Source organism: Methyloglobulus morosus KoM1, assembly GCF_000496735.2.
GTDB lineage: Bacteria > Pseudomonadota > Gammaproteobacteria > Methylococcales > Methylomonadaceae > Methyloglobulus > Methyloglobulus morosus.
In genome coordinates, this window is record NZ_AYLO01000056.1 from 1 (window position 1) to 14,536 (window position 14,536).

At 47.8% G+C, this 14,536-nt stretch carries 12 protein-coding genes; all 12 read left to right on the forward strand.

From position 1 onward, the window contains the following. The first annotated feature begins 569 nt into the window (after positions 1-569). The 12 genes from MGMO_RS08085 to MGMO_RS08135 all read left to right on the forward strand — a co-directional run bounded on the left by MGMO_RS08085 (position 570) and on the right by MGMO_RS08135 (position 14,244). A complete protein-coding gene (locus MGMO_RS08085; RefSeq protein ID WP_023494562.1) occupies positions 570-2,051 on the forward strand; it encodes an efflux transporter outer membrane subunit in 1,482 nt (493 codons plus the stop codon). A gap of 633 nt (positions 2,052-2,684) precedes the next feature. Continuing rightward, the gene (locus MGMO_RS08090) at positions 2,685-3,500 is read left to right on the forward strand and encodes an energy transducer TonB (RefSeq protein WP_023494563.1); all 816 of its coding nucleotides are present in this window, start codon (positions 2,685-2,687) and stop codon (positions 3,498-3,500) included. A 10-nt stretch (positions 3,501-3,510) separates the two neighbouring features. Beyond that, a complete protein-coding gene (locus MGMO_RS08095) occupies positions 3,511-4,470 on the forward strand; it encodes a MotA/TolQ/ExbB proton channel family protein (RefSeq protein WP_023494564.1) in 960 nt (319 codons plus the stop codon). Next, entirely contained in the window at positions 4,470-4,880 is a 411-nt protein-coding gene (locus MGMO_RS08100; RefSeq protein ID WP_023494565.1) for an ExbD/TolR family protein, read from the forward strand. The genes MGMO_RS08095 and MGMO_RS08100 overlap by 1 nt, the downstream gene beginning before the upstream one ends. A 124-nt stretch (positions 4,881-5,004) precedes the next feature. Beyond that, positions 5,005-7,872, forward strand: a complete 2,868-nt coding sequence (locus MGMO_RS08105; RefSeq protein ID WP_023494566.1) for a TonB-dependent receptor — start codon at positions 5,005-5,007, stop codon at positions 7,870-7,872. 102 nt (positions 7,873-7,974) lie between these two features. After that, on the forward strand, positions 7,975-8,943 hold the full coding sequence (locus MGMO_RS08110; RefSeq protein ID WP_023494567.1) for an SMP-30/gluconolactonase/LRE family protein: 969 nt from the start codon (positions 7,975-7,977) through the stop codon (positions 8,941-8,943). Between the two features lie 103 nt (positions 8,944-9,046). Further along, positions 9,047-9,937 carry a dienelactone hydrolase family protein gene (locus MGMO_RS08115; RefSeq protein ID WP_023494568.1) on the forward strand — a complete coding sequence of 297 codons (891 nt, stop codon included), beginning with the start codon at positions 9,047-9,049 and terminating at the stop codon, positions 9,935-9,937. A 40-nt stretch (positions 9,938-9,977) separates the two neighbouring features. Continuing rightward, positions 9,978-11,624: a protein-disulfide reductase DsbD domain-containing protein gene (locus tag MGMO_RS08120; protein ID WP_235557252.1), complete on the forward strand. Its 1,647-nt coding sequence runs from the start codon at positions 9,978-9,980 to the stop codon at positions 11,622-11,624. Beyond that, positions 11,578-12,144 carry a thioredoxin family protein gene (locus MGMO_RS20560; protein ID WP_023494570.1) on the forward strand — a complete coding sequence of 189 codons (567 nt, stop codon included), beginning with the start codon at positions 11,578-11,580 and terminating at the stop codon, positions 12,142-12,144. Before MGMO_RS08120 ends, MGMO_RS20560 begins: the two co-directional genes overlap by 47 nt. 248 nt (positions 12,145-12,392) lie before the next feature. Then, positions 12,393-13,013, forward strand: a complete 621-nt coding sequence (locus tag MGMO_RS08125) for a redoxin domain-containing protein (RefSeq protein ID WP_023494571.1) — start codon at positions 12,393-12,395, stop codon at positions 13,011-13,013. A gap of 13 nt (positions 13,014-13,026) precedes the next feature. After that, positions 13,027-13,746, forward strand: coding sequence for a cytochrome b/b6 domain-containing protein (locus MGMO_RS08130; protein ID WP_023494572.1), 720 nt, complete (start codon positions 13,027-13,029; stop codon positions 13,744-13,746). A 39-nt stretch (positions 13,747-13,785) separates the two neighbouring features. Then, the gene (locus MGMO_RS08135; RefSeq protein WP_023494573.1) at positions 13,786-14,244 is read left to right on the forward strand and encodes a c-type cytochrome; all 459 of its coding nucleotides are present in this window, start codon (positions 13,786-13,788) and stop codon (positions 14,242-14,244) included. Positions 14,245-14,536: the final 292 nt, after the last annotated feature.

Consider the following 14,536-nt stretch of genomic DNA (forward strand, 5'->3'; position numbering starts at 1 on the left):
AAAAAATACCACTCAATCAATTGGTTACAAATATAGAGTTCAATGCAGAGGAACTGCAAATGCCTAACCAATTGAATTTGTTTGATGAAATCTTCGGACAGTAATGGTATCAATTATCTTTAAATCTTTGGTTTAAAGAATAAGGGGTAGCCACTCTCAGGTGGGATGCGCAGCAAGTTCAAGGAATAAAAACATGGGTCAGGTTGTTGTCAGGCGGTCATCGCATAAGCACAAGCTGCTGGTATTGGGGCAGCTTGGTGTGCCTCAAGCGATAAATCTCCATGAAATCAATTGGGGTTTAATTGGTATGTGTTTTGCTTTAGCTACTGAACGTTTGATCCTTATGCATAAATAATTCAACCCAGATGTTCAGAAATATAAGCCGACAATGATGGCTATGAACAGATCAGGATACCGGCATTTAACTAAAGGGCCGGATTGTCGGATTTATTCCTCTCCTAGTTACTACTCTTCGGCAAGATGCTTTATGGTTCATGGAAAGACGTTGATTGACTTTGGCTTGGTTGTCATCGTCCGTGTATCTTATTTGTGATCTTTAAGGGAGTTGCGTGGGCATCCGAATTCGGAAAGATATAACGTGTATCCTGCTATCGACGCAGCTGGCGGCTTGCATGGTTGGGCCTGACTATGTCCGCCCGCAAGCGGTATCGGTTCCCATGCAGTTCAAGGAAATTAAAGGGTGGAAGCAAGCACAACCCCATGACCAAGTATTGTCCGGCAAATGGTGGGAAATTTATAAGGATAACCGGCTTAATGAACTGGAGGGGCAGGTCGCTTCCGCCAATCAATCGCTTATTGAGGCAGAAGCCCAATATCGGCAAGCCCAACATTTGGTGCAATCGGCGGAATCAGCGTTCTTTCCGATAATTAATATGACAGGCACCGTAAACCGTTTCAAGGCGGCGACCGGCCAAAGCGTTGCCGTATCCGGGGTTAGGAACTTGTTCGGAACGGTTGTGGCTGTGGCATGGGAACCGGATTTATGGGGCAGTGTCCGCCGACAGATTGAAGCCAACACTGGCAAAGCCCAAGCGAGCGCAGCCACCTTACAGGCATTACGCTTATCCAGTGAGGCGGAGCTGGCGCAGGATTATTTTCAGATGAAAGCATTGGACGCACAGAAAGCGCTCTTGGATGAAATCATATCAACGTACAGTAAAACCCTGGACATCACAAAAAATCGCTATGCCGCAGGCGTAGTCGCCAAAACAGATGTAGTGCAGGCGGAAACACAACTGGAGTCGGTTCGCGTCCAGGCTATTAATCTTGGGGTTCAGCGGGCGAAACTGGAGCATGCGATTGCCGTCCTAATTGGAAAAAGTCCTGCGGAACTGGGCTTAGCCCCTATGCCGTTGGACGTGCAGCCGCCATCAATCCCAGTCAACCTGCCGTCGGAGTTGCTTGAAAGGCGTCCGGATATTGCCGAAGCCGAACGTAAAATCGCTGCCGCCAATGCCGAGATCGGCGTTGCCAAGGCAGCTTATTTTCCAACATTCAATCTGTCTGCTTCAAACGGCTTTCAATCGACTACGGTTGATACTTTATTCACGATGGCTCGTCGTTATTGGGCGTTGGGTCCTGCTGGGGCAGCGTTGACACTATTTGATGGCGGCGCAAAAAACGCCGACTATAAGCAGGCAATCGACGGTTATGATGCCAGTGTTGCCGCTTACCGGCAAACCGTGCTGACTGGGTTTAAAGAAGTTGAGGACAACCTGGCTGCCCTGCGAATCCTGGAAGAAGAATCGCAAGTGCAGAATAAGGCTGTAGCTACTGCAGAACAGGCGTTACAGCAAATTAACAACCAATATAAAGCGGGCACAGTCAATTACCTGAATGTGATGACCGCCCAGGCTGCGGCGCTTTCCAATAGGCAAACTTCCGTCCAGATTATGGGTGAACGACTCGTAGCTTCCGTTTCCCTGGTCAAGGCGTTGGGCGGCGGTTGGAATGAAAAAATGTTACCCAATGCGGACAAGGCCGGCGGCGAAACCAAATGGACCGATTACCTGATATTTCCGGTGGAATGACGCCTTTTTATCCCATATAAACATCCAGCAGTAACAACAGAAGAATTGTTGTTTGCAGGGTATAAGCCTTACCCATCGAATGTCAAAAGGCCATGTCCAGCCTTAATCGGTATCTACGATGCCGATAAAACCTTAGGATCAGAAAAATATTTCGTGCCACAGCCATTGGCGATGGCTTGCGGTTTGTGATGCCGTATGTCATTTGCAATCCTTTTGATAATCATTTCATTTGGCAAGCTTTTGGGAACTCAAAATTTTTTCATTATCTCGATGATTCCTTTAACACGCTAAGGGGTGTTGGTCAGTAAACACATAAGTAGCAAGCGAGCCTTTAAGTTGATGCTCAAGGAGCAGGCTTCATTTCGATGTTTTCTGAAAGATAAGCCGCGAACATCTAATAAGTTTCAATGCCGCGCCGACAATTAAAAATTATCCATTTAAATACAAAAAGATAAGTGGCTGTCTGAAAATTTGTCAACGTGTTTGCTGAGTCATTTATTTATGGCATGAATAATGCTTTTACTCAATTAAGAATTAACTTAAGTCGGTCGACAAAAAGCAAAACGGCCCAAATCGTTAGCTATTTAAGTTAGAAGTTAACAACTTTTTAATAATATAAGGGGAGATTTCATAATGAATAGACCTTTAAAGGCTTTTGAACAGCATGAGCCTGAAATACGCAAGCAAGGAAAGGTAGCGGTTAATGTTATCCCCATCAAGTCCGGTTTAGGCCACCCTATTATAAACGCGCCATCTTCGTCGGTTGCGGTTCCCCTTCATGGCTTTAGGTATAACACGACTTATCCCGACAGTAAGTTTCTCGATTATTTGTTGATCGCCATATTGACGCTGTTTGTCCATACCGCTGTCGTCCACTTCTTTAAAGAATTTTCGGTTTCAAAAGAAGAACAGATTGAGCCGGTAAAAATTCCGCACAAGGTACACATTGAATTTGTTCAGCCCAAGCAGCCAATTGTCCAAACGCCGCCGCCACCGCCAAAAGTGGTTCCGTTAAAAAAGCCGCCTAAGCCTAAAGTTAAGCCAAAGCCGGTAGTCAAGCGAGTCGAGCCCCCGCCTGTTAACGTACCGACAGTGGAAACACAAGAGGCCGCACCCGTTGTTTCCGCCCCACCTGCGCCGCCGCCGACACCCAAGGTAGAGAAAGTGACGCAACCGAGTGCTGGTGCGGGGTACCTGCATAATCCCGCCCCGGTTTATCCCGAAGTAGCCGAAGAAAGGGGATGGGAAGGACGGGTATTGATGAAAGTACATGTTCTTGCTGGTGGGAGGCCGGATAGTGTTTCGGTCGTTAAATCCAGCGGAAAAGAGGTTTTAGACGCTGAAGCTGTGAGGACGGTAAAAAAATGGTCATTTGTTCCCGCTAAACGCGGTACCACCCCAATCGACGGTTGGGTAACGGTTCCAATCACTTTTAACTTACAAGGTTGAGGTTTTATTTATGACAGAAAAAACATCCGCGCTTACCAACAATCCGCAGGCAGCAATTCAGGCCCCATTACCAGGCTCTCCCGCAATTCCAGATGCTGATACGGCGTCTGCGGGTGCGGCTAACACTATTCATTCGACGGCTACGGATATTGCGCCAGCGGCGTCGAAGTTGGTTTCATCTGCTGCCAATATTACAGCGTCTACAGGCTCCGATGTGACAACCAGCCTGATTGTGGATGGCACCTTATGGGTTTTAATCGTTTTTTCAGTCGTGACATGGACTTTAATTCTTATTAAGGGCATACAGCATCTGCGGGTTTCCCATTACAACAGGGTGTATGGGAAGAAATTCTGGGGTGCTCAGGATTTTCAGGCAGCCTCTGAATTGGACATCAATAAGGGGCCTGCTGCCAGGGTTGCTGGTATTGGCTTTGACACCTTGAGGGAAGCCGACGGCGGGACAACCACGCACGACCTGGAACATGCCGGCGATAGACAAGAGCTGTTAGACAGGCGGCTGCGTCAACAGATGCAGAAAGAGCGTGGTTCGCTGGAAAGCGGATTATCGATATTGGCAACCATTGGCAGTATTTCACCGTTTGTGGGCTTATTCGGAACCGTTTGGGGGATTATGGGGGCGCTGACTAACATTAGTAAAAGCGGGTCGGCAAGTTTGGAGGTTGTGGCTGGCCCTATCGGTGAAGCGCTTATTGCCACAGCCGTTGGCATAGCCGTCGCTGTTCCCGCCGTTATCGGTTACAACTTTTATATCCGGAGAAATAAAGTGATTTGGGCATATCTTGATGATTTTGCCATCGATTTTATTCATCTCGCCTTAAAGACTTCGTTCTTGATCAAACGCCAGCGCCCAAATTCGGCTGCCTCTTCACATGGTAGCGAAATAGGGCTTAAGAAACCAACCCAAAAGCAGGATCAAGAAGATTTTAACGCAGAGGGGGCGCGAATCTAATGGCCTTTAAGACACAAGATGACGGCGATGATGTTATGGGCGAAATCAATGTCACGCCCCTGGTTGACGTGATGCTGGTATTACTGGTGGTGTTCATAGTCACCGCCCCTTTACTGACGCAAGCCGTCCATGTCAATTTGCCAAAAACCGCCGAAACCGCCCCGCCTGAGGAAAAAGAGGCGGTCTATGTGAGCGTTGACGCAAAGGGAAAAGTCTTTATCGATAAAGCCGAAATTGCTTTGGAGAGCTTTGAAAAGGAATTGCTTACCCGTAAGGCGGCCGACCCCGAAATAGCGCTCAATCTAAACGCAGACGACGCTGTCCAATATGGCACTGTAGCTAAAGTGATGTCTTCAATAGAGCGATCAGGGATTTCCAAGCTATCGGTTCTAACAATTCCAGGCAAGTAACTAATTTAAGCAATGCAAACATTTAGTTCAGCCCGATTGGGCTGAATAGAGAGGCTTTGCCCCAAAAAAGCGCCAGCAAATTACCAATTCAATTCAAAGCAATGATGTATCAAGGGGAAGTTAAATGAGTATTTATAATTTATGGAGACGATCTCAGACAAGTGGCAGATTGAAATCCTTGATAAGGAACAATTCAAAAAGTTGGTTGCTATCTGGTGAAAGAATAGCTGCCCAAGACGGCAATGAACTGCAAGTCCGTTTACCTAAAAACAGCCGCGCCGCAATAAATAGCATTGCCATACTGATTGCAGGGACCTGCCTTTTAGGGACAAACGATAGTTTTGCTGCCAAAAAATCACATCACCGCATTGCAAAAAGAAATGCCAGTGTTGCCAATCCGATATCCGATGAATTAGCGGCGGAAAATGCCCGATTAAAGCAGGAGTTGGAAAGGGCAAAACTTGAAAATGAACAGCTTAAGAGTGCAATAGATACGGGTGCTGGTCAGGCAGCAGCTGGGGCAACGACTGACAATCCCAATGGTTCTGGGGCAACTGCGGAAGGGGCTACAGCGGTAAGCCCTGGCGGCGTTGCAGCTGTAGAACCGCAAGAGGAAGAAAAAACCTTTACATCTGAAGCCCCCAAGGCTTTGGGTGAAGTTGTTGTTAACTCCCGCCGCAAGGAAGAAAAATTGCAGAACGTTCCTTTGCCGGTTTCAGTTGTCGGTAGTGAAACGACTAAAAGGGATAACATTGTAACGGTTCATGAAATCACCCAAAAAGTCCCCAATCTTCTGTTTACCGCCAGTAATGCCAGGCAAACCAGTATCGCGATTCGTGGTTTGGGTAAAAATGCCAGTGACGAGGCGCGCGACCCAAGTGTCGGCGTCCAAGTGGATAATGTACCCATCATCTGGCCAGGGAGTGTATTTACTAACTTTGTCGACCTCGACCACATTGAGCTTTTACGCGGTCCCCAAGGAACATTGCAAGGTAAAAACGCAAACCTTGGCTTACTGAATATCGTCACGAAAACGCCGACCTGGAAACCGGAATACTATGTTGAAGGCTTTGCCGGCAACCGTGATTCCCTACAGGGAAAAGTTTCGGCTTCCGGTCCGGTTATTAAAGATTTACTGGCTTACCGGGGCTCATTTTATATCGATCGCCGCGATGGTTTTGTAGACAATCTGGACGGTCCTGTAACCGTAGGAAAACTGAAAGAAACCGACCGCTTAGGCGGCCGGTTACAGTTTTTGTTTACGCCTACAGAAGACTTGTCGGCAAGGATTATTTTGGACAGGGCAACTGCCACAAATACCCAGATTGCAGACTATGAAATCGCTGATCCATCACGTTTTGCCAATGGCGATTTACGCACCCTGAGCCATGCTACCCGTTTGGCACGCGACCATTTTAATATTAATGGCCAAGCTTATAAACCGCTTAGGGGGGATCCACGAAAGGTGGCGTTTGATGACATACGTGCTTCACGTGGCGATCAGGAAGGTGTATCTGGCCAAATCAACTGGGAAATCCCTCGACATACCCTAACCTCTATTTCCGCCTATCGCTGGGGGCTTTTCGAGCCTCATAACGATGGCGATCAATCCCCTTATGCCATATCAGAAATTGCAGGCGGTACGGTCGAGGCAAGGCAATGGTCTCAAGAACTTCGGCTGACATCCAAAGAACCAGGATTTGGTTTTATCGATTACCAGGTAGGTGCTTTAGGTCTCCGCACCGATAACGAGGTAACAAGCCAGACAAAATATGGTGCGGATGCCGGCGCTTTTTATGCCGGCAATACAGCTTATAACCGGTTAAATGCGACAGCCGTTGGCAGGCAGTTGATGCGCGATTCCCTGGACGGGTTATTGTTAACAAGCACACTTAATCCGACGGTAACCAGTTTGTCTGCTTTCGGTCAGGCCGATTTACATGTAACTGACAAGGCCACATTGACCTTGGGGTTGAGGCATACGTGGGAAGATCGCAGTAATGTGGCCAACAAATTTTATACAACACCGCATTTGAGTCTTGATCGGACAAACCCAAGGTATGCCGGAGCGACTGCCAGAAATATCCAGGATGCAATTAGCATACGGGGCGATGGCAATTCAGGCGGCGTTCTCGGCACTGTTTACGGCCAAACCGAACGCCAAGGTTTCGATGAGCATTCACAAAATTGGCTTATGAACCCCAGTTATAAATTCAACGACGACATACTGGCGTATTTTTCAGTCTCTGGTGGCGAGAAAGCCGGGGCTGCCCTGTTTGACTCTCAAGGTGAGCCGGAGAATGCCAAACCCGAAAAAGTCCTGGACTTTGAATTAGGCGTAAAAACAGCTTGGTTGAATAGGAAATTATTTGTCAACCTTAACTTGTACGATACCAATGTGACGGATTACCAAGCCAGGTTGCAAGTCGCAGATCCTTCCGTGACTTCAGGATTTCGCACAAAAACAGGGAATGTCGGTGGTATCGAAATGCAAGGGGTTGAGTTGGATTCCACATGGAACGCTTATGAAGGCTTGAATTTGTTTTTCAACGGCTCTTTCAACCATGCAGTCTTTACCGACTTTAAAAATGCTCCTTGTGCGGCCGAACTTAACAACCCAGAACCGTGCGACTACACAGGTAAAACCATACCCAATGCGCCGTTGTTTACGGCTAACTTTGGCGCTGACTATCGCTTCCCTTTGGGAGTTTATGGACTTGATGGCGTAGCTTTTCTCAATAACAGCTACCGTTCGCGAGCCAACCTGAATGCAGACTTGTCGCCGAACGGCTTTCAAAAAGCCTACCACATCACGGATGGCGGTATCGGGGTTGCCACGCATAATGGAAAGTATAACTTAAGCCTGATTGCGAGAAATATCTTCGACACCAAGTTCATAACAAATGTAGGCGGCTTGTCCAGTACGGGTGCGGTTACCGGCGTCCAAGGTGAAGCCCGTTATTTTGGGGTGAACTTCAGGGCGAATTTCTGAGTGTTGTAGCGGCGGTGGGCGGGTAATGAAAATTGCCCGTCCTTTTTTCTTGTCGGATTTAAGGCAACTGACGACCAACACAGGTTTTATGATGGAGGAAAAATGTTAGTAAAAAATTCACATGCGAAATTATTTTCAGTGATCGGTGCCATATTGTTTGCAGTTAATGTGCATGCCGAAGAAGACCCGGTTACGCCGCCTATTCCCGGTGTTTCAGCAGGGGGCGTTGTCATCGAGCTAATCAAGAATGGCTTTAATGGTACGGAAGGCCCCATTGGTTACACCGATGGCAGCTTGTTGTTTACTGAAACCACCGCCAACCGGATTACGCGGATTGCGCCCGACAATACCCTTTCAACATTTTTAGAAAATTCAAACGGCGCAAATGGCCTGGCATTGAAAGAAAATGGGGAAATTATTGCGGTACAAGCGTTAAAGCCGCAGGTGGGCATTATTTACCCTGCGGATAAGCAAAGTAAATTCTTTGAAGGTTTCGAAGGCGCCGGGTTTCAACGGCCCAACGATTTAGTCCTTGCTAAAAACGGCGGCGTTTATTTTACCGATAGCGGTACGCGCCCGACAAAAGAAAATCCCAATCCGCCGCCTTCCCATCCAGGCGTATTTTATGTGACTCCATCAGGCGAATTAAAACGTTTGGCTGACGATGTCCAGCGTCCTAACGGGATCCAGTTGAATAAGGATGAAAAAGTCTTATATGTGGCCAATACCCTGGGCGAGCATGTTCTGGCCTATGACATTTCCGAAGATGGGGCTATTTCTAACAGAAGAAATTTTGCCAAGCTCGAAGGTTGGAAAAAGGAAGACGGCAACTGGTCTAGCGGAGCCGATGGCCTTGCGATAGATGACGAAGACAGGCTTTATGTCGCATCAAATGCCGGAATCGAAGTGTTCAGTCCCAAAGGCGAAGCCCTGGGCGTGATACCGCTTCCAAAAAAGCCGCAAAACCTGGCTTTTGCTGGCACGGATAAGAAGACGCTTTATGTGGTTGGGCGCGGTTCTGCTTACAAGATTCCTTTGCTTGCGCAAGGATTTAAGGGCAGGGCGAAATAGTCGTGTAAGAAATCCATAAGGTGAAACTTGACTGAAGAAATGCGGATAGTTGCCCACATAAAATCCACACCCTACAAGACCGACCAAGGTCTAAGGAGAATGTATGACACGTAAAACAGCTAAAGATTTCGATCCAGAGGTGCTTGGCCTATTCGACAAATATGTTCACGGCCAACTTTCACGACGTGGGTTTTTGGCGTCAGCCGCAAAGTATTCGGTTCTTGGGTTATCTTCAGAGGCTTTGCTTGAGGCATTGAATCCGCAGTTTGTCCAAGCCCAGCAAATAGCGAATGACGATCCGCGTATTCTGGCAAAGTACGTGGAATATCCATCGCCTGCGGGCTATGGCAAGATTCGCGGTTATTTGGTCCAACCCGCCCACTATACTGGAAAGCTCCCTGCCGTATTGGTGATCCACGAAAACCGGGGCTTAAATCCACATATTGAAGATATTGCCCGCAGGGTAGCCCTCGATAATTTTATTGCTTTCGCTCCTGACGCGTTGTTTGCCCTAGGCGGTTATCCGGGCGATGAAGATAAGGCAAGGGAAATTTTCAAGGCACTGGATCAAGGCAAAACCAAAGCCGATTTTATTGCGGCTGCTCAAGCCCTGAAAAATTTGCCGGACAGCAACGGTAAACTGGGGGCTGTCGGGTTTTGTTACGGCGGCGGGATCGTTAATTTTCTGGCGACACCAATTCCTGATTTGGCCGCTGGTGTCGCTTTTTATGGCAGTCAACCAACCGCCGAGGAAACAAAAAAAATCAAGTCGCCGCTGTTGTTGCATTATGCCGGCGAAGACGAACGCATCAATGCTGGCTGGCCGGGTTTTGAGGCTGCCCTGAAAGGCTCCGGAATCAAGTATGAAGCCTACATCTATCCAGGCGTTCAACACGGCTTTAACAACGATACCACGCCTCGCTTCGACGAAGCGGCTGCAAAGCTGGCGTGGCAGCGCACGATCAGCTTTTTTAATAAGCACTTGCGTATCTAGCCGATGGTATTAGTTGAATATGCAGTTGGGGCTATTGCCGATGAATGTTAGCTATTTTAAGCGTGAGTTTCATTTGCTGGCATATGCTTTTGCTTTCTTTGCGTTGTTGTGCACGAAAGCCCAGGCGAGTTCGTTTGAAGCGCAAACAGGACAGGTCAAAGCGCAACTGATCGCTTCTGTCGATTACGTGCACCCAGGGGACGAGATTTTGGTAGGTTTGCATTTTCTTATTATTCCGCATTGGCATATCTATTGGCGAAACCCAGGCGACTCCGGATTGGCGCCAAACATCCGATATGAACTACCCGTTGGCGCAAGTGCAGGAGAAATACAATGGCCCATACCCAGCCGGATAACGCTAGGTCCAGTCACTAATTACGGCTATTCAAATGAAGTTACCTTACTGACCAAAATTAAGGTATCGCCAGAGAGTGTTGCTGGAAATATTTTTCCAGTCAAAGCCAAAGCGCAATGGCTGGTTTGCGAGGAAATCTGCCTGCCTCAAGAAGCTGACTTAGAATTGCCTTTGCCGATTGCATTTTCCAGTACACCTCCAGGGCAAGGCAGCCCGTTAATCGAACATGCGCTTGCCGCTTTGCCCGTAGTCAGCCCTTGGCCAATCAGTCTTGAACAAAATAATAGTCATTTAACGTTACGAATCATACAAGCAAAACTCAACCCCGACTTTATTAAAGGCATACAGTTTTTTCCGGATGAATGGGGCAGGGTTGTACACGGGGCAGAACAACATTGGCGCGTCTCAGGAGAGAACATTGAGCTCCAGCTTAAACAAGGGGATATGCCGCTGTCTAGCAGTGACAATCTATCCGGTGTTTTGTCGGTTACGGAAGAAGGCGGCAATGGTGAAGTTAAGCGGGGATATGACGTAAAAGTTCCGGTTAACGTTTTCATGCCGCCCGCGCTCCCAGCTAAAAATGGCGAGACCGGTCTGGTTCTCGCATCGGCGCTGCTGCTGGCTTTATCGGGCGGGATAATCCTTAACCTGATGCCTTGTATTTTCCCTGTCCTGTCAATGAAAGCCTTGCATTTAATTAAACATACTGGACAGGATACCCGCCAAAACAGGTTACACGGCCTGGCTTATACCGTAGGTATCCTGGTGAGTTTTGCCTTGCTTGGCGGCGTATTGATTATTCTCAAGACGAGCGGAGCTAAAATCGGCTGGGGCTTTCAATTCCAGTCGCCTTTATTTGTGACTTTTATGGCCTATTTAATGTTTACGGTTGGGCTGAATTTGTCTGGCGTATTTTCGATAGGCAGTTCGGCGGCAGGAATCGGTTCATCATTGGCTACCCGTTCCGGTTATAGCGGCAGCTTCTTCACAGGCGTATTGGCAACGCTTGTCGCCACACCTTGTACGGCACCGTTTATGGCAGCGGCGCTTGGGTTCGCATTAACGCAATCGCCTGTTGTACTGCTGTCTATCTGCTTATCGTTAGGGTTGGGGCTCGTTGCCTTATTTATTAATCAGCCAATGGCCGTTCCTGCAACGGTGCTTGCCAAAACCGGGCGATTGGATGGTGAGGTTAAAACAGGGCTTGGCTTTTCCCATGTATGGGGCAGCATCGTGGCTTACCTGGGTATTGGCCCAGCAGGCAGGTGTCAATTCAATTGCTTTCGTGCTGGGCGGTTTGGTCGTCATCGCCTTTGCAGCGGGGCTATATGAATCAACCAAATATACAAAACAAGTAACGCAATTGATTGGCCGGAGTATTGCCGGGTTGGCGCTGGGACTCGCCTTGTTTGGCGGCTACTACGGAGTGGATTCTATTCCCAATACGCAGTCGGTAAATGTTGAGTCGGTTAAGCATTTCGAACCTTACTCTGAAGTTCGTTTACATGAGCTGTTGAGCCAAGGAAAGCCTGTGTTCCTCAACTTGACGGCAGCCTGGTGCATCAGCTGTTTGGTGAATGAAAAGGTTGCGCTCAGTCAGGATAGCGTCATTGATGCTTTTAAGCGTTCCGGCATTACTTACCTGAAAGGCGACTGGACTAACCGCAATAATGAAATCAGTAAGATTCTGGCCGAGTTTGGACGAAGCGGCGTACCGCTTTATGTTCTTTATCCGCCTGGATCGGGTAAATCGATAGTGCCGGTTGTCCTGCCCCAGATATTGACGCCTGAAATAGTCATGAGGGCAGTCATGTCTGGAGGTAAAGCCGATGCAAATTTTAAGGATAGCTAAGTCAGGTTAATGCCTTATTTTTGTTTTCGAAAGCGACGGGTGTCATTGCTATTAACAACAACGCGATTGGTTACCTTTGGCAGTGCCTGTATTGCCATGCTGGTTTTTTAATAAACATGTTGATTGATTTACGGAGTTGAAGATGGAGATAAGGTAATTTTAGTCTGGCAGGCATGCCTATCAAAGCCGCTACCTGAAAAGCGTAGGGAAAATATCAGTTTGTCATTTCGTACTATTGAGGAACCTATATGAATTTACACACACTTTATAAAATTGCGCTAACGGTTTTGGTTTTTGCCGTTGCATCTGCAGCGGCTAATGCCGAACCGATAGTAGATAAGCCCGCGCCGCAATTTTCTGGTGCCGCAGCCGACGGCAAGACGATCAGCCTAGCTGACCTGCATGGAAAAACCGTTGTGCTGGAGTGGACTAACCACGAATGCCCTTTTGTGGTTAAACATTACGAAAGTGGAAATATTCCGAAGTTACAAAAAAGTGCAGCCGCACAAGGCGTGGTGTGGCTGCAAGTTATCTCATCGGCGCCGGGTAAGCAAGGCCATGTCGATGGCGAAACTGCCAGGAAGTTGAATGAGGATCGCGGCGCGGCGCCATCGAATACGGTATTCGACCCAGACGGTTCGATTGGCAAGCTGTATAACGCAACCAATACGCCACAGTTTTTTATTATTAATCCGCAGGGCATCCTAGTTTACAAAGGTGGGATAGACAGTATTCCCTCTACCGATAAGGCAGATATCGCCAAAGCGGAAAATTATATCAGCGCAGCGTTGGCTGATTTGGCCATTGGCAGGAAAGTGGCTAAATCGAATACCAAGCCTTATGGCTGCACTGTGAAATATGCCAGCTAAGGGAGATAAAACAATGAAAGTTACAGTCCATATATGGGATTTACCGCTCAGGCTTTTTCATTGGCTGTTGGTGGTTTCTATTGCCGCCGCTTATATCACGGCGAAACTCGGCGGCGAACTCATCGATTGGCATGGGCGTATCGGCATATTTATTTTGGGGTTGCTGATCTTTCGCATTGTCTGGGGCTTTCTCGGCTCGACCCATGCACGGTTTGTGTCGTTTTTCCCGACTATTCCCCGTCTCGTTGCTTACCTTAAAGGCCGATGGCAGGGTGTTGGCCATAACCCGTTGGGTGCGTTGTCTGTGTTCGCACTCCTGGGGGTATTGGCAATACAGGTAGGGACAGGGTTATTTGCCAACGATGATATTGCCTATGAAGGGCCGCTGTTTGGCTTTATCGACAAGTCATTGAGCGACCAATTAACGGGCTGGCATAACACCGCTTTTAATTTTTTGTTGGGGCTGGTTGTGTTGCACGTTATCGCCATCGTTTTTTACCGTTGGGCAAAGAAAACCAATCTTGTTGTACCCATGCTGACTGGGAAAAAGCAGGTTCCCAAGGTTCTTGCAGAAACTGTAATAAGCACCCGTCCGTCTGGGGTGGGTGCATTACGTTTAATCCTGTCATTGATTATCTCTTGCTCAGTTGTATGGGGAGTGTCGGGTGGAATTTCAACTCTATATCCGGTCGATCGCTACCAACAAACCGCCCAAGCTACACCGGGATTTTAACCACTAAAAATTATTTTGATAAAACATAGGAACTGAAAAATGAAAAAAATTGCACTCACCGTCCTTCTTACTGCTTCAGCCACAGCGGCAATATCAGGCCCTGTTGAAGAACAGATACGATTCAGGCAATCAGCCTATTCCTTTCTGGGTTGGAATACAGGAAAAATTAAAAAGCAGGTGGTCGACAACCCTGAGTCCTTTAATAAAGACTATGTCGCTGCGGCGGCTAACGCAATCGCAGCTGTCGCAAACTCAGGGCTGGGCGAACTTTACGGGCCCGGCACCGACCAAGGTATCGGCTGGAAACAAACCCGCCTTAAACCGGAGTTTTTCCAGAAAAAGGATGAAGTGACTGCTGCTGCCAATAAGTTCAACGAGGCGGCAAATGGTTTAGCTAAAGTGGCGGCGGCAGGCGACAAAGTCGCCATCAAAGAAGCGTTTGGCAAGGTCACGGAATCATGCAAAGGTTGCCATGACCTGGTGCGAATTAAGGAGTAACACTTTCTTGGAATAACAAAAGCGTGCCTAACATTATTGGGTGTGCTTTCGTGGTTCGGAAAGGTATCGATTGTTCCTAGTGAAATTTCACTTTTAGTTGTCAACATGTAATTGGTCGGGGCCAAGCCGTTTGACCCCGACTTAATGGTTTAGCTTTAAGCTATTGATTCGGCCTTGTGAAGTATTAAGTTTCCGTTTGCCTTGAGCCTGTCAAAAGGCGGTGTGTGCTTCGACAAGCTCAGCACGAACGGTTCAGACATTAAAAGGCCGAATCTATAAGGTAACGTCCCTA